14 protein-coding genes are annotated in these 20,269 nt (G+C 72.9%); 12 read left to right on the forward strand and 2 right to left on the reverse strand.

What is annotated here, in order from left to right:
• The first annotated feature begins 3 nt into the window (after positions 1–3).
• The 3 genes from rodA (at position 4) to ACIBW6_RS13645 (ending at position 4,914) form a co-directional block, all read left to right on the forward strand.
• On the forward strand, positions 4–1,203 hold the full coding sequence (gene rodA, locus ACIBW6_RS13635; RefSeq protein ID WP_399059456.1) for a rod shape-determining protein RodA: 1,200 nt from the start codon (positions 4–6) through the stop codon (positions 1,201–1,203).
• 173 nt (positions 1,204–1,376) lie between these two features.
• Positions 1,377–2,891 carry a CHAD domain-containing protein gene (locus ACIBW6_RS13640; RefSeq protein ID WP_399059457.1) on the forward strand — a complete coding sequence of 505 codons (1,515 nt, stop codon included), beginning with the start codon at positions 1,377–1,379 and terminating at the stop codon, positions 2,889–2,891.
• Positions 2,892–2,931: 40 nt separating this feature from the next.
• Entirely contained in the window at positions 2,932–4,914 is a 1,983-nt protein-coding gene (locus ACIBW6_RS13645) for a TIGR03960 family B12-binding radical SAM protein (RefSeq protein ID WP_399059458.1), read from the forward strand.
• 78 nt (positions 4,915–4,992) lie between these two features.
• On the opposite strand, the gene ACIBW6_RS13650 is transcribed toward ACIBW6_RS13645, so the two are convergent.
• Complete coding sequence (locus ACIBW6_RS13650) at positions 4,993–5,580, reverse strand: TerD family protein (protein WP_399059459.1); 588 nt, start codon at positions 5,578–5,580, stop codon at positions 4,993–4,995.
• 138 nt (positions 5,581–5,718) lie between these two features.
• Between ACIBW6_RS13650 and ACIBW6_RS13655 the strand changes: the two genes are divergently transcribed.
• The 7 genes from ACIBW6_RS13655 to obgE all read left to right on the forward strand — a co-directional run bounded on the left by ACIBW6_RS13655 (position 5,719) and on the right by obgE (position 15,916).
• Complete coding sequence (locus tag ACIBW6_RS13655) at positions 5,719–6,834, forward strand: hypothetical protein (RefSeq protein WP_399059460.1); 1,116 nt, start codon at positions 5,719–5,721, stop codon at positions 6,832–6,834.
• A 46-nt stretch (positions 6,835–6,880) separates the two neighbouring features.
• Positions 6,881–7,663: a TIGR03936 family radical SAM-associated protein gene (locus tag ACIBW6_RS13660; protein WP_399059461.1), complete on the forward strand. Its 783-nt coding sequence runs from the start codon at positions 6,881–6,883 to the stop codon at positions 7,661–7,663.
• Between the two features lie 243 nt (positions 7,664–7,906).
• Positions 7,907–11,956: a ribonuclease E/G gene (locus ACIBW6_RS13665; protein ID WP_399059462.1), complete on the forward strand. Its 4,050-nt coding sequence runs from the start codon at positions 7,907–7,909 to the stop codon at positions 11,954–11,956.
• Positions 11,957–12,207: 251 nt separating this feature from the next.
• Positions 12,208–13,536, forward strand: a complete 1,329-nt coding sequence (locus ACIBW6_RS13670) for a phospholipase D-like domain-containing protein (protein ID WP_399059463.1) — start codon at positions 12,208–12,210, stop codon at positions 13,534–13,536.
• Between the two features lie 189 nt (positions 13,537–13,725).
• Positions 13,726–14,046, forward strand: coding sequence for a 50S ribosomal protein L21 (gene rplU, locus ACIBW6_RS13675; RefSeq protein ID WP_324772180.1), 321 nt, complete (start codon positions 13,726–13,728; stop codon positions 14,044–14,046).
• A 16-nt stretch (positions 14,047–14,062) separates the two neighbouring features.
• The gene (gene rpmA, locus ACIBW6_RS13680; RefSeq protein ID WP_026245994.1) at positions 14,063–14,320 is read left to right on the forward strand and encodes a 50S ribosomal protein L27; all 258 of its coding nucleotides are present in this window, start codon (positions 14,063–14,065) and stop codon (positions 14,318–14,320) included.
• Between the two features lie 147 nt (positions 14,321–14,467).
• The gene (gene obgE / locus ACIBW6_RS13685; protein ID WP_399059464.1) at positions 14,468–15,916 is read left to right on the forward strand and encodes a GTPase ObgE; all 1,449 of its coding nucleotides are present in this window, start codon (positions 14,468–14,470) and stop codon (positions 15,914–15,916) included.
• Positions 15,917–16,039: 123 nt separating this feature from the next.
• Here the strand turns inward: obgE and ACIBW6_RS13690 are convergent, their stop codons facing one another.
• Positions 16,040–18,133, reverse strand: a complete 2,094-nt coding sequence (locus ACIBW6_RS13690; protein WP_399059465.1) for a hypothetical protein — start codon at positions 18,131–18,133, stop codon at positions 16,040–16,042.
• 258 nt (positions 18,134–18,391) lie between these two features.
• Here ACIBW6_RS13690 and proB point away from each other — a divergent pair, with 258 nt between their 5' ends.
• Positions 18,392–19,528 carry a glutamate 5-kinase gene (gene proB / locus ACIBW6_RS13695; protein WP_399059466.1) on the forward strand — a complete coding sequence of 379 codons (1,137 nt, stop codon included), beginning with the start codon at positions 18,392–18,394 and terminating at the stop codon, positions 19,526–19,528.
• 188 nt (positions 19,529–19,716) lie between these two features.
• On the forward strand, positions 19,717–20,196 hold the full coding sequence (locus ACIBW6_RS13700; protein ID WP_399059467.1) for a hypothetical protein: 480 nt from the start codon (positions 19,717–19,719) through the stop codon (positions 20,194–20,196).
• The last annotated feature ends 73 nt before the right edge of the window (positions 20,197–20,269 follow it).

Here is a 20,269-nt window from a genome sequence, read left to right on the forward strand (position 1 = left end):
CTGATGGCCGGCACCAATGGCTTCTCCGTCTCGGGGTACGGTCCCGAGCGCTCCACGCTCTCCCGGCTCCTGGCCCGCGACTCGGTGGTGCGCCGGCTCGACTGGCCGATACTGCTGTCCGCCCTCGCGCTGTCGATGATCGGCGCCGCGCTGGTCTACTCGGCCACCAGGAACCGCACCGAGCTGAACCAGGGCGACCCGTACTACTTCCTGCTGCGCCACATGCTCAACACCGGCATAGGGCTCGCCCTGATGGTGGGGACGATCTGGCTGGGCCACCGCACCCTGCGCACCGCGGTCCCGATCCTGTACGGGATCTCCGTCCTGCTGGTGCTGCTCGTCCTGACCCCGCTCGGCGCGACGGTCAACGGCGCGCACGCCTGGATCATCATCGGCGGCGGCTTCTCCCTCCAGCCCTCCGAGTTCGTGAAGATCACGATCATCCTGGGCATGTCGATGCTGCTGGCGGCGCGGGTCGACGCGGGCGACCGGGACCACCCCGACCACCGGACGGTCCTGCAGGCCCTCGGCCTCGCCGCGCTGCCGATGGCGATCGTCATGCTGATGCCGGACCTCGGCTCCGTCATGGTCATGGTGATGATCGTGCTCGGCGTGCTGCTCTCCTCCGGCGCGTCCAACCGGTGGGTGCTCGGCCTGATCGGCGTCGGCGCGGCCGGGGCCGTGGCGGTGTGGAAGCTCGGGGTGCTCGACGACTACCAGATCGCCCGGTTCGCGGCCTTCGCCAACCCCGCGCTCGACCCCGCGGGCGTCGGCTACAACACCAACCAGGCGCGGATCGCGATCGGCTCCGGCGGGCTGTCCGGCTCGGGCCTCTTCCACGGCTCGCAGACCACCGGCCAGTTCGTGCCCGAGCAGCAGACGGACTTCGTCTTCACCGTGGCCGGCGAGGAGCTCGGCTTCGTGGGCGCGGGCGCGATCATCCTGCTGCTCGGCGTGGTGCTCTGGCGGGCCTGCCGGATCGCCCGGGAGACGACGGAGCTGTACGGCACGGTCGTCGCCGCCGGGATCATCGCCTGGTTCGCGTTCCAGGCGTTCGAGAACATCGGGATGACCCTCGGGATCATGCCGGTGGCGGGACTCCCGCTGCCGTTCGTCTCCTACGGAGGGTCGTCGATGTTCGCCGTCTGGGTCGCCGTGGGGCTGCTCCAGTCGATCCGGGTGCAGCGTCCCATGTCGGCGTAGGCCTCCGGCGGTTCGCGGGGCCCAGGGCGGACCCGGGGCCGCCTGGCCTTCGCGCCGCGGGGGTGGACGTGCTCCGGCGGGTGCCGCCGCGTATGGGTTGCTCGCGCCGTTCCCCGCGCCCCTGGCGGGGCGGTCCTCTACCGGCGCGCAGGTGTGACGTCTAGATTCGATGTATGGCGGAGACGAAGCGCGAGATCGAGCGGAAGTACGACGCGCCTGCCGAGCCGTTCGGCCTCCCCGACCTGCACAAGGTCCCCGGAGTGTCGGACGTCGCCGGCCAAGGCGTCGTGGAACTGGACGCCGTCTACTACGACACGGCGGACCAGCGGCTCGCCGCCCACCACATCACCCTGCGGCGGCGGACCGGCGGCTACGACGCGGGCTGGCACCTCAAGCTCCCCGTCGCGGTCGGCGACGGCGTCCGGGACGAGGTGCACGAGCCGCTCTCCGACGAGGTGCCACCGACGCTGGCCGCCCTGGTGCGCTCCCGGGTCCGCGACGCCCCGCTGGTGCCCGTCGTCCGGCTGCGCTCGTCCCGCGCCGTGTCGCACCTGACCGACGCCGGCGGCGCCCTGCTCGCCGAGGTCTGCGTGGACGCCGTCCGGGCCGAGCGGGTCGGCGGCGAACAGCGCGCCGCCTGGACCGAGATCGAGGTGGAGCTGGCCGACGACGGCGACCCGGCCTTCCTCGCCAAGGTCGACAAGCGGCTGCGCAAGGCCGGCATCGAGCGCGCCGCCGCCACGTCCAAACTGGCCCGCGCCCTGGACGAGACCGGCGCCCGGGTACCGGCCGCGCCCGGCGCCGCGGAGCCCGTCACCGCCGGGGACCACGTCCTGGCCCGGCTGCGGGAGCAGCGCGACGCCCTGGTCGCCCTCGACCCGGCGGTCCGCCGCGACCTGCCGGACGCCGTGCACAAGATGCGGGTCGCCACCCGTCGGCTGCGCAGCGCCTTCAAGACGTACAAGAAGGTCCTCGACCCCGCGGTGACCGGACCGCTCGGCGAGGAGCTCAAGTGGCTCGCGGGGGAGCTCGGCGTCGACCGGGACCGCGAGGTGCTGACCGAGCGGCTGACCGAGCGGATCGACGCGCTGCCGCGCACCCTCCTCCTCGGGCCCGTCCGCGGCCGGCTCCAGATCTGGGCCGTGGCCCGCCGCATCGGAGCGCGGCAGCACGTCGACGCCGTCCTCGACAGCCGGCGCTACCTGGCCCTCCTGGAGGCGCTGGACGCGCTGATCGCGCAGCCGCCGCTGCGGCCCGGGGCCCACCGGCCGGGCGCCGCGGTACTGGCGAAGACGGCGTGCAAGGACCACGCCCGGCTCGCGGCCCGCATCGAGCGGGCCCTCGCCATGGCGCCGGGCACCGAGCGCGACCACGCCCTGCACGACGCCCGCAAGGCCGCCAAGCGCGCCCGATACGCGGGGGAGACGGCGGTGCCGGCGCTGGGCAAGAAGGCGAAGAAGTTCACCAAGCGGGTGAAGAAGGTGCAGTCGCTCCTCGGCGACCACCAGGACTCCGTCGTCGCCCGGGAGGCGCTGCGGGAGCTGGCGGTCCAGGCGCACGCCGCGGGCGAGACCGCCTTCGCCTGGGGCCTGCTGTACGGGCAGGAGCAGGCGGCCGGGGCGCGCGACGAGCGCGAACTGCCCGGGGTGTGGCAGCGGGCGGCGAAGCCGCGGCTCCCGGCGGGTTAGCCTTGAGGGTCACCCTGTCAGCTCACAAAGGTCCACGGTTATGCCTGCCGAAGCCGCCGCCGCGGCACCCGAAGTGGTCGAGTCTGTGTTTCCGCAGCTCGAAGCGCTGCTCCCGCATGTGCAGAAGCCGATCCAGTATGTCGGCGGAGAGCTCAACTCCACGGTGAAGCCGTGGGAGACCTCCGACGTCCGCTGGGCGCTGATGTACCCGGACGCGTACGAAGTCGGTCTGCCCAACCAGGGCGTCATGATCCTCTACGAGGTGCTGAACGAGCGCGAGGGCGTCCTCGCCGAGCGCACGTACAGCGTCTGGCCGGACCTCGAAGCGCTGATGCGCGAGCACAAGGTCCCGCAGTTCACGGTCGACTCGCACCGCCCGGTCAAGGCGTTCGACGTCTTCGGCCTGAGCTTCTCCACCGAGCTCGGCTACACGAACATGCTGACCGCGCTCGACCTGGCGGGCATCCCGCTGCAGTCCAAGGACCGCGGGCTCGACGACCCGATCGTCCTCGCGGGCGGCCACGCCGCGTTCAACCCCGAGCCGATCGCGGACTTCATCGACGCCGCGGTCATCGGCGACGGCGAGCAGGCCGTCCTCGACATGACCGAGATCATCCGCGCCTGGAAGGCCGAGGGCCGCCCCGGCGGGCGCGAGGAGGTGCTGTTCCGCCTCGCCAGGACGGGCAACGTGTACATCCCCGCCTTCTACGACGTGGAGTACCTGCCCGACGGCCGGATCGGCCGCGTCGTGCCGAACAGGTCCGGCGTGCCGTGGCGGGTCTCCAAGCACACCGTCATGGACCTCGACGAGTGGCCCTACCCGAAGCAGCCGCTCGTGCCGCTCGCCGAGACGGTGCACGAGCGGATGTCCGTCGAGATCTTCCGCGGCTGCACCCGCGGCTGCCGTTTCTGCCAGGCCGGCATGATCACGCGCCCCGTGCGGGAGCGAAGCATCACCGGCATCGGCGAGATGGTCGAGAAGGGGCTCAAGGCGACCGGCTTCGAGGAGGTCGGCCTGCTCTCGCTCTCCTCCGCCGACCACACCGAGATCGGCGACATCGCCAAGGGCCTCGCCGACCGGTACGAGGAGGACAAGATCGGCCTGTCCCTCCCGTCGACCCGGGTGGACGCCTTCAACGTCGACCTCGCCAACGAGCTGACCCGCAACGGCCGCCGCTCGGGCCTCACCTTCGCCCCCGAGGGCGGCAGTGAGCGCATGCGCAAGGTCATCAACAAGATGGTCTCGGAAGAGGACCTCATCCGCACCGTCGCGACCGCGTACGGCAACGGCTGGCGTCAGGTGAAGCTGTACTTCATGTGCGGCCTGCCGACCGAGACGGACGACGACGTCCTGCAGATCGCCGACATGGCGACGAGCGTGATCCAGAAGGGCCGCGAGGTCTCCGGCGCCAACGACATCCGCTGCACGGTGTCGATCGGCGGGTTCGTGCCCAAGCCGCACACCCCGTTCCAGTGGGCGCCGCAGCTCTCCGCCGAGGAGACGGACGCCCGCCTCACGAAGCTGCGCGACAAGATCCGCGGCGACAAGAAGTACGGCCGCTCCATCGGCTTCCGCTACCACGACGGCAAGCCCGGCATCGTCGAGGGCCTGCTCTCCCGCGGTGACCGCCGCATCGGCTCCGTCATCCGCGCCGTCTACGAGGACGGCGGCCGCTTCGACGGCTGGCGCGAGCACTTCAGCTACGACCGCTGGATGGAGTGCGCCGCCAAGACGCTGCCCGCCTACGGGGTGGACGTCGACTGGTACACCACGCGTGAGCGCACCTACGAGGAGGTCCTGCCCTGGGACCACCTGGACTCCGGTCTGGACAAGGACTGGCTCTGGGAGGACTGGCAGGACTCGCTCGACGAGACCGAGGTCGACGACTGCCGCTGGACGCCCTGCTTCGACTGCGGCGTCTGCCCGGCGATGGACACCAGCATCCAGGTCGGCCCGACCGGCAGGAAGCTGCTGCCGCTGACGGTCAACAAGCCCGCGGGGGCCGCGCCGCACAGCCACTGAGGCGCACCGATCATGAAGGGGCGGCCGGTCCATCGACCGGCCGCCCCTTCCGCGTGCCCCGCGGGGTACGCGCGGCGGTTACTTGCTCACGGCGAACCGCATCAGGGCGATCTCGTCACCCTGCTTGATCTTGCCCGTCGTGTTGATGACCTCCAGCTTCCAGCTGCCGCCCGGCGCGCGGACCGCCTTGGCCACCGCGCAGCCGTTGTCCGCGCTGAGCATGCTGGGCCAGATGTCCGCGACCTGCTGGCTGCTGCCGCCCGTCGCGTCGTACACCTTGATGCTCACGTTCCGCGCCTTCTGGAACGAGCTGCCCTTCTTGAACGCGGCCGCGACGAAGACGATCGCCGTGATGTTCTGCGGGATCCGCGCGAACTCGACGGTGACCGTCTCGTCGTCCCCGTCGCCCTTGCCCGTCTGGTTGTCACCGGAGTGCACCAGCGAGCCGTTGGCCAGCGGGTCCAGCGAGTCGAGGCCGGCGAGGCGCACCGGGTCCGCGCCCTGCATGGCGATGGCGATCAGATCGAGGTCGGTGCCCTGCTTGCGGCGCAGCGTCCCGAGCACTCCGCCGCTGCTCCCGGAGGTGGGGTCCCAGGAGACCCCGATGGACAGGTGCGTCACTCCGTCCAGGTCGGCCGGGCCGTCTTCCTTCGTCAGCGTGATCATGCGGGGTGCCCCTCGTAGTCGGTGGTCAGTCGGTGGTTACTGCGCAAAGTGTGCCTATCCGAGGGGTTCAACGTCCATGCGCTGCGAGGAGTGCCCGCAAAGTGCATCCGCGGTGCCGTTCCTGCCGTCCTGACATGCATGGACCTGGAGAAGCACCCCGAGCCCGAGGGCTGTCTCGTCGTCGCGATCCGGCTGCCGGTGCGCGTCGTCGCGTTCGTCCTCGTGCTGCCCGTCCGGCTCGCGTGGGACGCGCTCACCGTCACGGCCCGCGCCCTCCACGCGCGCGTCCTCGTGCCCCTGGCACGGGTGCTGGTCGTGGTGCCGGCGCGCTGGCTCTATGCGTGGGTGCTGGCGCCGCTGGGCCGGGTGATTGCCTGGGTGGGGCGGGGTGTCGGGGTGGTGTTGCGGTGGGTGGGTGCGGCGGTGTTCGTGTGGCCGTGGGTGGCGTTGTGGCGGTACGGCCTGGTGCCGCTGGGGGTGGCGCTGGCCTGGCTCGCGCGGGTGCTGGTCGTGGTGCCCGTGTGCTGGGTGTACGCGTGGGTGCTGACGCCGCTGGGCCGGGTGATCGCCTGGGTGGGGCGGGGTGTCGGGGTGGTGTTGCGGTGGGTGGGTGCGGCGGTGTTCGTGTGGCCGTGGGTGGCGTTGTGGCGGTACGGCCTGGTGCCGCTGGGGGTGGCGCTGGCCTGGCTCGCGCGGGTGCTCGTCGTGACCCCGTGCACCTGGGCGTACGGGGCCCTGCTCACCCCGCTCGGCCACGCCCTCGCCTGGACGGGACGCACCCTGGCGCGAGGTGTCGGCAGGCTCGTGTGGTGGATCGTCGTGGTGCCCCTGCTGGTCCTGGGGCGTCATGTCCTCGGCCCTGTGGGCCGGGCCCTCGGCGTCCTCGCCCGGGAGATCGGCACCGCCCTGGGGCATGCCTGGCGCGTCGCCGGACACGTCTCGCTCGCCGTCGGGCGCCTCCTCGGCCGCGTCCTGCGATGGCTGCTCCTCGACCCCGTGCGCTGGGCGTACCGCACCCTGCTGACCCCGCTCGGGCACGTCGTGCGCGACCAGGTGTGGCGCCCCGCGGCCCGCGTGGCCCGCGAGGTCCGCGCCGGTGTCCGCCGGGCCCGCGCCGACCTCCGCCGCGCCCTGACCGGCCGTCCGCGCCCGCCCGAGAGCCCGCCGGAACCGCAGGTCAGGGCCCGGCGGGAACCGAAAGCCGCGTACACACGTAGTCTGGGTGACAGCACGACCGTACTCACGAAGGACTAGGACACTGGGCAAGCGACAGCCCGTAGGCCCGCCGCCCGCACCCGCGGTGCAGCGCATCCGACTGCGCTACACCAAGCGCGGCCGCCTCCGGTTCACCAGCCACCGAGACTTCCAGCGCGCCTTCGAGCGCGCGCTGCGCCGCGCCGAGGTGCCCATGGCGTACTCGGCGGGCTTCACGCCGCACCCGAAGGTGTCGTACGCCAATGCCGCACCCACCGGCACGGGCAGTGAGGCCGAATACCTGGAGATCGCGCTCACCGCACCGCGCGACCCCGGCACCCTCAGGGACCTGCTCGACGAGTCGATGCCGATCGGCCTCGACATCGTCGACGCCGTCGAGGCCCGTACCTCGGGCCTGGCCGACCGGCTCGCCGCCTCCGTGTGGGAGCTGCGGCTGGACGGCGTGAGCGTCGACGAGGCCGCGCGGGCCGCCGAGGCGTTCCGCGTCGCGGAGAGCGTCGAGGTCCAGCGCCGGACGAAGAACGGCATCCGTACGTTCGACGCCCGCGCCGCCGTGGCCTCCCTGGAAGCCGTCGATGCGCCGGCCGATAGGCCCGGTGACACGGCCTGTGCGATACTGCGCCTGGTTGTTCGGCACGTGACGCCTGCCGTACGACCCGACGACGTCCTGTCCGGTCTCCGCGCCGTGGCTGACCTGGCGCCGCCGGTCCCCGCAGCGGTGACCAGGCTGGCGCAGGGGCCTTTCGATGAAGAGACCGGCACGGTGACCGACCCGCTCGCGCCCGACCGCGAGGCGGACCCGGCCCTCCCTGCGGAGGCCGCGGGTACCGCCGCCGCGACGGCGTCTGCCGTGGAAGGTTCCGCGTAAGGCGGTCGTCGTAGCGCCGCCCTCGTACTCGGGAGCCACCTGGGTCGGGCAGCGCACCCACCCAAGGACTTTCGCCAGGCCGTACGTACCTCGCGTACCGGAACCGGCGAGAACAGACAGAGAGCCCCCGTGTGGCGCCCGCGCCCCGGACCGGCGGCACCGCGCACGACGCGCGAGCCGCAGGCGTCACCGGTCATCCGGATGAGGCGCGGCGCCCGGGGGCCTGACGGGAGACACACCCGCATGCCCGAGCAGACCGAACCGAACGACCCCACCGCTTCCGCCGTGGGCGACACGCCGAGCGACACCCTGCCCCCGCGCCGTCGGCGCCGGGCCGCGTCGCGTCCCGCGGGCCCGCCCGCCGGGCAGGCCGCCGCGGAGACCGCCCCGGCCGCCGCGGAGCCCACGGAGACCACGGACACCACCGCCGCGAGCGCCTCCGCGCCCGCCGCCGAGGCCCCGGCGCAGGACGCCGCCCCGGCCGCCCGCCCGCGCCGCCGCGCCACCCGTCGCGCCACCGCCCCCACGGGCGCCCCCGCGCAGGACGAGGCCGCACGGCCCGCCGCCGAGACCGCGCCCGCCGCGCCCGTCGAGGAGCAGCAGACGCCCGCCGCCGAGCAGCCGGCCGAGGACGCCGCCCCGCGCCGCGCCCGTCGCCGCGCCACCCGCGCCGTCTCCGCGCCCACCGCCGAGCAGGCCGAGGCGTCCGCCGAGACCGCCGCCACGCCCGAGCCGGTCGCCGCGCCGGAGCAGGCCGCCGAGCCGGAGGCCGCCGAGGAGCCCGCGCCGCGCCGTCGCCGCCGTGCCACCCGTACGGTCTCCGCGCCCGCCGCCGAGGCCGCCCCCGCCGAGGTGCCCGCGGCCGAGGAGCCGCAGGCCGCCCCGGTGCAGGAGCCCGCCGCCGAGGATCCGGCCGAGGACGCCGCCCCGCGCCGCAACCGCCGCCGTGCCACCCGCGCCGTCGCCGCCCCCGAGGCCGCGCAGGCCGAGACGCAGCCGGCCGAGGCCCCGGCCGCCGAGGCCCCCGCCGCGCCCGCCGAGGCACAGCCGGAGCAGGCCGACGCCCCCGAGGCCACCGACGCCGAGCCGCGGCGCCGCCGCCGCGCCACCCGTAAGGCCGCGGGCGGCTTCGCCGAGCCGAAGGCCCAGCGGTCCGCCGGGCGGGCGAGCCGGTCCGAGGAGGGCGGGGGCCGCCCGAAGCGGCCGTCCGTCGCCGTGTTCCAGGCGCCCGTCTTCACCGAGCCGATGTTCCAGACCCCGGAGCGCGCCGCCGCCGCTGCCGCGGCCGAGGCCGCCGAGGAGCAGCCCACCGAGGCCGAGCCGGCCGCCGCGCCCGCGCCCGTGGCCGAGGAGGAGCAGACCCCGCGCCGGCGCCGCCGCAAGCGCGCGGGTGACGAGCAGCCCGCCGCCACCCAGCCGCCCGCCGAGGTGGCGGACGCGCTGGAGGCCGAGGCCGAGGAGGCCGCGGACCACGAGGACGCCGCCGCCTCCGACGCGACCGAGCAGGGCGACGACCACGACGAGAACGGCGACCGTCCCGCCCGCCGCCGCCGTCGCGGTGGCCGCCGCCGTCGCCGTGGCGAGTCGGCCGACGCCGAGCAGGCCGCTGACCAGGACGACGCGTCCGACGAGGACGACGAGGAGCCGTACACCGAGCACGCAGGGCACGCTCAGCACGCCGGGAGCACCGACGACGACGCGGACGACGCCGACGAGAGGGACGACCGCGGAGCCGCCCACGACCGCGACGACCGCGACGACAGCGCCTCCGGTTCGAGCAGCAGCCGCCGTCGCCGTCGCCGCCGCCGTCGCGCCGGTGACGCGGCCCCCGAGGCCGAGCAGAACGGGGCCGACGACCCGGAGCGTACGGTCGTCAAGGTCCGTGAGCCGCGCAAGAAGGACAGCTTCGCCGAGCGCGAGCGCTCGTCGACCTCCTCGGACGAGGTGCAGTCCATCAAGGGCTCCACGCGTCTGGAGGCCAAGAAGCAGCGCCGCCGCGAGGGCCGCGAGCAGGGCCGCCGCCGGGTGCCGATCATCACCGAGGCCGAGTTCCTGGCGCGCCGCGAGGCCGTCGAGCGCGTGATGGTCGTCCGCCAGAACGGCGAGCGCACCCAGATCGGCGTCCTCGAGGACGACATCCTCGTCGAGCACTACGTCAACAAGGAGCAGTCGACCTCGTACGTCGGCAACGTCTACCTGGGCAAGGTCCAGAACGTGCTGCCGTCGATGGAGGCCGCCTTCATCGACATCGGCAAGGGCCGCAACGCGGTGCTGTACGCCGGTGAGGTCAACTTCGAGGCGCTCGGCATGGCCAACGGCCCGCGCCGCATCGAGACCGCCCTCAAGTCCGGCCAGTCCGTGCTCGTGCAGGTCACCAAGGACCCCATCGGCCACAAGGGCGCCCGCCTGACCAGCCAGATCTCGCTGCCCGGCCGGTACCTGGTCTACGTGCCCGAGGGCTCGATGACCGGCATCAGCCGCAAGCTGCCCGACACCGAGCGGGCCCGGCTGAAGACCATCCTCAAGAAGGTCGTCCCCGAGGACGCGGGCGTCATCGTGCGCACCGCCGCCGAGGGCGCGAGCGAGGACGAGCTGCGCCGCGACGTCGAGCGGCTCCAGGCGCAGTGGGAGGACATCCAGAAGAAGTCCAAGCAGATCTCGACGTCGTCGCCGAGCCTGCTCTACGGCGAGCCGGACATGACGGTCCGCGTCGTGCGCGACATCTTCAACGAGGACTTCTCCAAGGTCATCGTCAGCGGCGACGAGGCGTGGGAGACCATCCACGGTTACGTCGACCACGTGGCGCCCGACCTGGCCGACCGCCTCACGCGGTGGACCAGCGAGGTCGATGTCTTCGCGACGTACCGGATCGACGAGCAGCTCGCCAAGGCGCTCGACCGCAAGGTGTGGCTGCCCTCCGGCGGCTCCCTGGTGATCGACAAGACCGAGGCGATGATCGTCATCGACGTCAACACCGGCAAGTTCACCGGCCAGGGCGGCAACCTCGAAGAGACCGTGACGAGGAACAACCTCGAAGCAGCCGAGGAGATCGTGCGCCAGCTGCGCCTGCGCGACCTGGGCGGCATCGTCGTCGTCGACTTCATCGACATGGTCCTGGAGTCCAACCGGGACCTGGTCCTGCGGCGGATGCTCGAATGCCTGGGCCGGGACCGCACCAAGCACCAGGTCGCCGAGGTGACCTCGCTGGGCCTGGTCCAGATGACCCGCAAGCGGGTCGGCCAGGGCCTGCTGGAGTCCTTCTCCGAGACCTGCGTGCACTGCAACGGCCGCGGTGTCATCGTCCACATGGAGCAGCCCGCGGCGAGCGGTGGCGGCGGCAAGCGCAAGAAGCGCCGCGGCGGCAACGGCGCGGACCACCACGAGCACGAGGCGCACACCGGCCCCGAGCAGACCGAGTCCGAGGCCGAGGTCGCCGCGGAGGCCGCGGCCCCCGAGGCGCTGCCCGAGCCCGACTTCGCGGCGGACGAGGAGCTGTACTCCAGCGCCGCCGAGGCGGAGGCCGCGGCGAGCCGCGGCGGGCGTTCGCGCCGCCGCGCCACGCGCCGCGCGTCGGCCCCCACGGGTGCGCCGAAGGAGCCGGTGGTGGCACAGACCCCGGCGCCCGCTCCGGCGCCGGAGCCCGAGCCGGAGCCGGTCGTCGAGGCGCCGGCCCCCCAGGAGCCCGTGCCCGTGCAGGAGGAGGCTCCGGCGCCGCGTGCGCGTCGCCGCGCCACCCGTAAGGCCAGCGCGCCCGCCGGTTCCCCCAAGGCGTCCTCCGAGGAGGCCGCGGAGGTGACGGTGGCCGAGCCGGTCAAGGCGGCCGAGCCGGTGGCCGAGGCCCCGCAGCAGCAGGCGGAGCCGGCCGGGTCCGAGCCTGCCGCTCCGGCCCGTCCGCGCCGCCGTGCCGTGCGCAAGGCGACGGCCCCCACCACCACCTCCGAGGAGGCGGCCGTCCTGGTCGTCCCGTCGGCGACGGTGGAGGACCAGCCGGCCGGGACCGCGGCGGACGGCGACAAGGCGGCCACCGAGACGGCGGCCACCGAGACGGCGGCCACCGTGGAGGCGGCCACCGAAGAGGCGCCCGCCGCCAAGAAGGCCGCCCGTAAGACGGCCAAGAAGGCGACGGCGAAGAAGGCCGCCACCAAGAAGACCGCTGCCAAGAAGACGGCCGCGAAGAAGACGACGGCCAAGAAGGCGGCGAAGGCCCCCGCCAAGAAGACGGCCGCGAAGAAGACGTCGGCGGCGGAGCAGCAGGCTCCCTCGTCCGTCTCCGCCGCGGCCGACGAGGCCTGAGGCACCCCGCCCGGGAGACCGGGCCGGGCGACGCCCCCGCACAGCAGCACGCTGTGCGGGGGCGTCGTCGTCCCGCGGCGCGCCCGCAGGCCCGCAGGTCTCGATGCGCGCTCGATCCGCGCCCGTCCCTTGGAGCGCGCCCCGCCACCTGGGAAACTCGTGAGGTCGTACCGAGACCTCACGGGGTCGCACAAGGGACGGCGCGGCTGTGGGTCGGGGAGACACGCGGCTGCGCCGGGGGAGGGGTTGCGATGGTGCGTGTGCGCCTCAAGGGCACCGGCCGGCACCGCGCGGAGCGAGCCGTCACGGGGGGCCGCCGGGCGGTGGCGCTGGCCACCGTGGTGTCGGCGGCCGGGCTGCAGGCGGGGCTCTGCGCGGGCTCCGCGACCGCGGCGGACGCGCCGGTCTGGACCGAGGGCCCCCTCTTCAACGACCCGCTGGGCACCACCGCGCAGCAGTACGCGATACGCACCCGCCTGGTCGAGCTGACGAACGCGGCGCTGCCCGGCTCGACCATCAAGGTCGCCGTCTACCACGTGTGGGAGACCACGGTCTCGGACGCACTCGTGGCCGCCAAGAACCGCGGCGTGCACGTGCAGATCGTCCTCGACTCCTCCAGCGTGAAGGACCGGCCCGACAACCCGGTGTACGGGCGGCTGAAGGCGGCCCTGGGCACCAGCACCGCGAGCCCGTCGTTCGTGACGCTGTGCCCCACCGACAAGTCCTGCCTGGGCGACCCCAGGTTCGGCAAGTCGATCATGCACAACAAGTTCTGGCTCTTCTCCGCCGTGCAGGGCGCCACGAACGTCGTCGTGCAGACGACCTCGAACTCGACGCCCTCCGCCAGCACGAAGTTCTTCAACGACGCCCTCCAGCTGCCGAACAACCGGGTCCTGTACGGGGCGTACGCGGACTACTTCGACGACCTGACCGCCAAGCTGTGGAAGGACTGGGACTACCGCACGGTCAGCAACGGCCACTACAAGGCGTACTTCTTCCCGCGGGCCGGCACGACCAACTCCACGGACACCCTGTACTCGGTGCTGAACAACGTCTCGTGCACCTACAAGGACGCCACCGGTGTGAAGCGCAGCACGGTCGTGCGCGCCGCGATCTTCCAGATCACCCGGCAGGCCATCGCCGACAAGCTGGTCTCGCTGAAGAAGGCCGGCTGCACGGTCAGCATCGAGTACGCCTCGGCCGACGCCGGCACGTGGAAGGCGATGAACGCCGCCGGCGCCCCGCCCGCGCGCTGCTACAACGACGACCGGGACCCGCTGCACCCGGGCAGCAAGCTCGCGACCCCGTTCATCGTGCACACCAAGTACGTGGCGATCGACGGCTGGTACGACGGCGCCCGCAACAAGATCACGTTCACCGGCTCGCAGAACGCCTCGGGGCCGGCGCTGCGCGAGAACGACGAGGCGTACGTCAAGATCGACGACGACTCGGTGCACGACACCTACCGCACCCACTTCACCAAGGTGTGGAACGTCGCGTACCCGGGGGCGAACGACAACACGAACCTGTGCAAGGGCGTCAAGGTCCTGCCGCAGGACGGCGAGGTCAAGACGGCGTGAACCGTCCGGGCGGGGGCCGGTTTGACCCTGCTCAGGGCGGACCCGTAACCTTGACCGTCGGCGTGTCCATCGATACGCCGCACTCCCGTAAACCTTCTTCCTCCGGGCAGGCCCGTCAGGGCCGCCGGGAGAGGCCGCCCCGTGCGGCTGGACTGCGGGGGTCCCGTTCCGAGCGAAAGAGAGATCCGCGTGTACGCCATCGTGCGCAGCGGTGGTCGCCAGCACAAGGTTGCTGTCGACGACATCGTTGAGGTTGACAAGCTTCCCACCGCCAAGGTTGGCGACACCGTAGAGCTCTCTACGCTGCTCGTTGTCGACGGCGACGCCGTGACCAGCGACCCGTGGGTGCTGGCCGGGATCAAGGTCCAGGCCGAGGTCGTGGACCACCACAAGGGCGCGAAGATCGACATCCTTCGCTACAAGAACAAGACCGGTTACCGCCGTCGTCAGGGCCACCGCCAGCAGTACACGGCGATCAAGGTCACTGAGATCCCCGCGGCTGCGAAGTAAGGGTAGGGACTGAGACATGGCACACAAGAAGGGCGCATCGTCCACTCGGAACGGGCGCGACTCCAATGCTCAGCGGCTCGGCGTGAAGCGCTTCGGCGGCCAGACCGTCAACGCCGGTGAGATCCTGGTCCGCCAGCGCGGCACCCACTTCCACCCGGGCAACGGTGTGGGTCGTGGCAAGGACGACACGCTGTTCGCGCTCGACGCCGGTGCGGTGGAGTTCGGTACCCACCGTGGCCGCAAGGTCGTGAACATCGTTCCGGTCGCCGCCTGAAAGCGGTTCTGACCAGTTCTTTTTTCGCGAGGCGGACCTCACTTCCCCCTGGGGAAGCGGGTCCGCCTTTCGCGTGTTGGTAATGGATACAGCACACCTGCACCGCACGCGGTGGTAATTCTCGTTCGTTTCTGGAGGCACTGACCAATGACCACCTTCGTGGACCGCGTCGAACTGCATGTCGCCGCGGGTAGCGGGGGCCACGGCTGTGCCTCCGTCCACCGTGAGAAGTTCAAGCCGCTCGGCGGCCCGGACGGCGGCAACGGCGGCCGTGGCGGCGATGTCATCCTGGTCGTCGACCAGTCGGTGACCACGCTCCTCGACTACCACCACTCCCCGCACCGCAAGGCCACCGCGGGCAAGCCCGGCGAGGGCGGCAACCGCTCCGGCAAGGACGGTGAGGACCTGGTCCTGCCCGTCCCCGACGGCACGGTCGTCCTCGACAAGCAGGGCAACGTGCTCGCGGACCTCGTCGGCCAGGGCACCACCTTCGTCGCCGCCCAGGGCGGCCGCGGCGGCCTCGGCAACGCGGCGCTCGCCTCGGCCCGCCGCAAGGCCCCCGGCTTCGCGCTGCTCGGCGTCCCCGGCGACCTGCGCGACGTCGTCCTGGAGCTGAAGACCGTCGCGGACGTCGCTCTGGTGGGCTACCCGAGCGCCGGAAAGTCCTCGCTCATCTCGGTGCTCTCGGCCGCCAAGCCGAAGATCGCCGACTACCCCTTCACGACGCTGGTCCCCAACCTCGGCGTCGTCACGGCCGGCGCGACGGTCTACACGATCGCCGACGTGCCCGGTCTGATCCCGGGCGCCAGCCAGGGCAAGGGCCTCGGCCTGGAGTTCCTGCGCCACGTCGAGCGCTGCTCGGTCCTGGTGCACGTGCTCGACACGGCGACCCTGGAGTCCGACCGCGACCCGGTCTCCGACCTCGACACCATCGAGGCCGAGCTGCGCGAGTACGGCGCGGGCCTGGAGAACCGGCCCCGCCTCGTCGTCCTGAACAAGATCGACGTGCCCGACGGCCAGGACCTCGCCGAGATGGTCCGGCCCGACCTGGAGGAGCGCGGCTACCGCGTCTTCGAGGTGTCGGCCGTCGCCCACAAGGGGCTCAAGGAGCTGTCCTTCGCCCTGGCCGAGCTGGTGGGCGCCGCCCGCGCCGCGAAGCCGAAGGAGGAGGCGACCCGCATCGTCATCCGCCCGAAGGCCGTGGACGACTCCGGCTTCACCGTGGTCCGCGAGGACGTCGACGGCGAGCCGCTGTACCGGGTGCGCGGCGAGAAGCCGGAGCGCTGGGTGCGCCAGACCGACTTCAACAACGACGAGGCCGTCGGCTACCTCGCCGACCGGCTCAGCCGCCTCGGCGTCGAGGACCAGCTGATGAAGGCGGGCGCCCGCAACGGCGACGGCGTCGCCATCGGCCCCGAGGAGAACGCGGTCGTCTTCGACTGGGAGCCCACCATGATGGCGGGCGCCGAGATGCTCGGCCGCCGCGGCGAGGACCACCGCATGGAGGCGCCGCGTCCGGCCGCCCAGCGCCGCCGCGACCGGCAGGCCGAGCGGGACGAGGCGGAGCGCGAGTACGACGACTTCAAGCCCTTCTAGCCGGCAGGGGGCGGGCCCGGACCACGCTGGTCCGGGCCCGCGCGCTACCCGTCCAGGGCAAGCGAAAGGGGCCCGGGAGGATCTCCTCCCGGGCCCCTTCCGCGCGCTCACGCGCCGCGGGAACTACGCGGTGACGGCGTCCTCCGACTCCGGGGCCGCCTCCGCGGCCTGCGCCTGGGCCACCTGCTCCGCCACGGAGTCCTCACGCTGCGTGGGGATCTCCGCGTCGCCCCGGGCGGCCATCCGCACCCGGCGCTCGTCGGCGCGGGCGCACAGGGCGCGCACCGCCCCGTTGAAGCGGTCGATGGACGGCGGGTCGGAGGGGCCCAGGAGGTGCTCCTTGAGCTCCAGGCGCGCCTCGGCGTACACGTCCTCGCTCTCGCCGCGTACGGCCGCGAGAAGGCCGGGGACGCCCGCCGCGTCGGGCTCCAGGACGGTCGCCGCGCCCACCGTGGGGAAGCCGGTGCGGAAGTCCGCCTCGGCGAGCCCCGTGGTGTTGGCCACGGCGTACGGCTTCTCGCTGGCCAGCCAGTCGGAGACGACCGAGGAGACGTCGGAGACGAGCACGTCGGCCTGGTTGAAGCAGGCGAAGATCGCGGGCCGTGCCTCGGTGACGATCAGGTGCTCCCACTGCGGGAACGACGCCCAGTAGGCCTGTTCCCAGGCCGCCGTCGCCGCGGCCACCGCGGCCTGCCTGCCGGCCTCGGGCCGCCCCTGGAGCAGCATCTTCTCCATCTCGTCGGCGCTGGTGCGAAACGCCGTGGAGGTCAGCCGGTCCAGGGCCTCGGCGCTGCGGGCCAGCTCGGCGGCGGCCCCGGGGCCCGGGCGCTCGCCGGAGCGGCGCGCGTTCGCCTCGCGGATCATCGCCATGATGCGCTCGTTGGCGGCGCCCGCGGCGGGCACCTGCGAACCGGTCATCGGGTGCGGCTTGTAGATCAGCCGCACCCGGTCGTCGGCGAGCAGGTGCCGCACGATGTTCTCGCCGGCCAGGACCACCGAGGTGTTGCCGGGGTTGCCGTCCCAGCCCTCCCACGTGGGGGCGTACAGGACGGTGGTGAAGGCGCCCGTGGCCGGGCCGGACGCGACCTGGATGGGGGAGAGCTGCGGGCGGCCCACCTCGACGACGTCCTTGTCCTCGACGCCGACGTCGGCCAGCTGGTAGCGGTCGCGGGCCGCGGGACCGGCCACCCACACCTCGTCGTAGGCCTTCGCGTACGGGTTGCAGGAGGAGAGCTTGTCGGACTCGCCGTGGTTGATGAAGGCGTGCTTGAGCGTCGGGATGCGCAGCACCTGCGAGGTCTTCGCCGCGTTCGCCGGGTGGAGCATCATCTTCAGCGTCGAGTTCTCCAGGGAGAACATCGAGGCGACCTTCGGGAAGCAGATGATCGGGACGTCGGTGGCGTCGATCTTGTTCACCATGAAGCGCTCACGGAGCACGATGAGCGGCTTGCCGTCGGCCTCGGCGAGGGTGGAGAGCCACATGTTCGCCTGGTACGCGGAGGTCGTGCCGCCCGAGAAGTACATGGCGACGGTCGGCTTGTACCGCGCCAGCCACTGGTCGAGCCAGGCCATCACCTTCGCCTCGCTCACCGCCCGCTTCTTGGGCAGCAGCCAGGTCGCCAGGTAGACCATGCCGCCGCCGAACAGGGCGAGGGAGACGCCGATGCCGATGGCGCCCCAGTAGGCGTCGGTGGTGGCGGCGGTCAGCACCAGGCCCGCGGTGGCCGGGAGCGAGAAGGTCAGCAGGCGGTGGCTGGAGCGGCGGGCCAGGATGCGCGGGGGGGCCGCGGACAGACGCAGGGGGGAGGCGTCGATGTTCCGGGTGAGGATCGGCAGCGTACGGGTGCGGCGCACCAGGACGGCGGCGGCCTGGCAGCCGAAGTGCAGCACGTAGACGGCCAGGAGGGCGAAGAGCAGCGGGGCCTGCTCGCCCAGCGGCTCGATGCCGTCGATGCGCAGCAGGCCGACGAAGATCAGCATGTCGCGCAGCAGCTGTCGCACGGTGACGTCGAAACGCACCTTGGCCAGAAGGGTCAGCAGTCCCGGCTGCTTGTACTGCAGGCAGGCGTCGAGGGCGATGCCGGCCGCGCTCGACGCGACGAACAGCGGGACGTACGGGAGGGAGGCGCTGACGAGCTGGGCCGCATAGAGCGCGAACATCGCGAGCAGCGCTGAGAGCTGCACGACGCGGCGGGGGGCAAGTCCGGCGGAGGGCACGGGCTGGGCTCCTGGCAGGAATAGGGGGGAGGGGGGTGCACCGTGGGGGGTCGGTCCACCTCGGGGAAAGGCTGACCACTGACCGTATGACTTCCGCACGTCCCCAAGCAATCCTCCGTGACAGCAATCACCCGATAAAGGGGCAAAGGGCATGGAACCCCAGGGACCAAGATCCCGTCCGGGCCCCGCGCCACCCGTGCTGTCCGCTCCTCGGAACTCCCGGGCCCGCCCACCGGCGCGTCCCGTAGATTGCGGAGCATGTCAGGGGCAACAGGAGCGGCACGGCAGGGCGTGGCGGAAGCGCGCCGGATCGTGGTCAAGGTCGGATCGTCATCGCTCACCACGGCCGCGGGGGGCCTGGACGCGGACCGCGTCGACGCCCTCGTGGACGTCCTGGCGAAGCACCGCGGCGGCGACAAGGAGATCGTCCTCGTCTCCTCCGGCGCCATCGCCGCCGGACTCGCCCCGCTCGGCCTGACCCGCCGCCCCAAGGACCTCGCCCGCCAGCAGGCCGCCGCCAGCGTCGGCCAGGGGCTGCTGGTGGCCCGCTACACCGCCTCCTTCGCCCGCTACGGCGTCCGCGTCGGCCAGATCCTGCTGACCAGCGACGACATGGCGCGCCGCGCCCACCACCGCAACGCCTCGCGCACCCTCGACCAGCTGCTGACCATGGGCGCCTTCCCGGTCGTCAACGAGAACGACACGATCGCCACGGACGAGATCCGCTTCGGCGACAACGACCGGCTCGCCGCGCTCGTGGCCCACCTCGTCCACGCCGACCTGCTCGTGCTCCTCTCCGACGTCGACGGCCTCTACGACGGGAACCCCGCCGAGCCCGGCACCTCCCGCATCGCCGAGGTCCGCGGCCCCGCCGACATCGCCCACGTCAGGATCGGCAGCGCCGGCAAGGCGGGGGTCGGCACCGGCGGCATGGTCACCAAGGTCGAGGCCGCGTCGATCGCCGCGGCGGCCGGCATCCCCGTCGTCCTCACCAGCGCCAGCCACGCCGCCGACGCCCTCGCCGCCCGCGACACCGGCACCTACTTCCACCGCACCGGACGGCGCAGCGCCGACCGGCTGCTCTGGCTCCAGCACGCGTCCACCCCGCAGGGCTCCCTCACCCTCGACGACGGCGCGGTACGGGCCGTGGTCGAGCGGCGCACCTCGCTGCTGCCCGCCGGGATCGCCGCCGTGGAGGGCGAGTTCAGCGCGGGCGACCCGGTCGAGCTGCGCGACGTCAGCGGCCGGGCCGTCGCCCGGGGCCTGGTCAACTTCGACGCGAAGGAGATCCCCCGGCTGATCGGCCGGTCCACCCGCGAGCTCGCCCGCGACCTCGGCCCCGCCTACGAACGAGAAGTCGTGCACCGGGACGATCTGGTCCTCCTCCGCGCCTGATCCGGGTCCGTCCGCCTTCGAAACAGTTGTGGAAACGGCCGAAAGCCTGCCACCAGCGGGGGACCTTCCCGAAAACCACCCCATGACGTCTCGTGTCCTGCTCAACTCTTGATGCAGGTAGTTCTCGCGGTAGTCCGACCCGTCCATGCCAGACAGTTCCGCACGACCATTGCGCAAAGGAGGCCGTCGTGAGACGAGCGCGCCCGGGGGCTGCGCCCCGAGGGCCGGCGGAGCGGGCACTGACCAGCGTGGCCGCCGGGGACGCGTACGCGCAGGAGACCGCGGGCGACCCCGGTCCCGACGGCGGCGGGGAGATGGCCGAAGAAGGCCCCCGGCTGTGGCACATCACGCTCAGCGTCTCCGGCGCCGAGGCCCCCCTCGCCGAGGTCCGCCGCGGCCTCGAACAGCTCGCTCACGACCACCCCTTCCTGCTGACCAGCCGCTACGCGGTCGACCACGCCGAGATCCGCTACTGGGAAGAGGCCCGCGACCTGCACGACGCGGCCGCCGTCGCCCTGCGCCTGTGGGGCGAGCACCGCCAGACCTCCCGGCTGCCGCCCTGGGAGATCGTCGGCCTGGAGGTCATCGACCGGCAGACCTACCACCAGCGCATCGCGGAGGGGTACGGTCCGCTCCCCGCGACCCCGGTCGGCGTGCACCCCTTCTGAGGCCGGCCGGACCGCGCCCCAGGTCGGCGGCCCCGCGCCCGTCCCAAACGGCCCCCGGCGCCCACCGGCCCCT

The organism is Streptomyces sp. NPDC049813 (assembly GCF_044465085.1).
Lineage (GTDB): Bacteria > Actinomycetota > Actinomycetes > Streptomycetales > Streptomycetaceae > Streptomyces.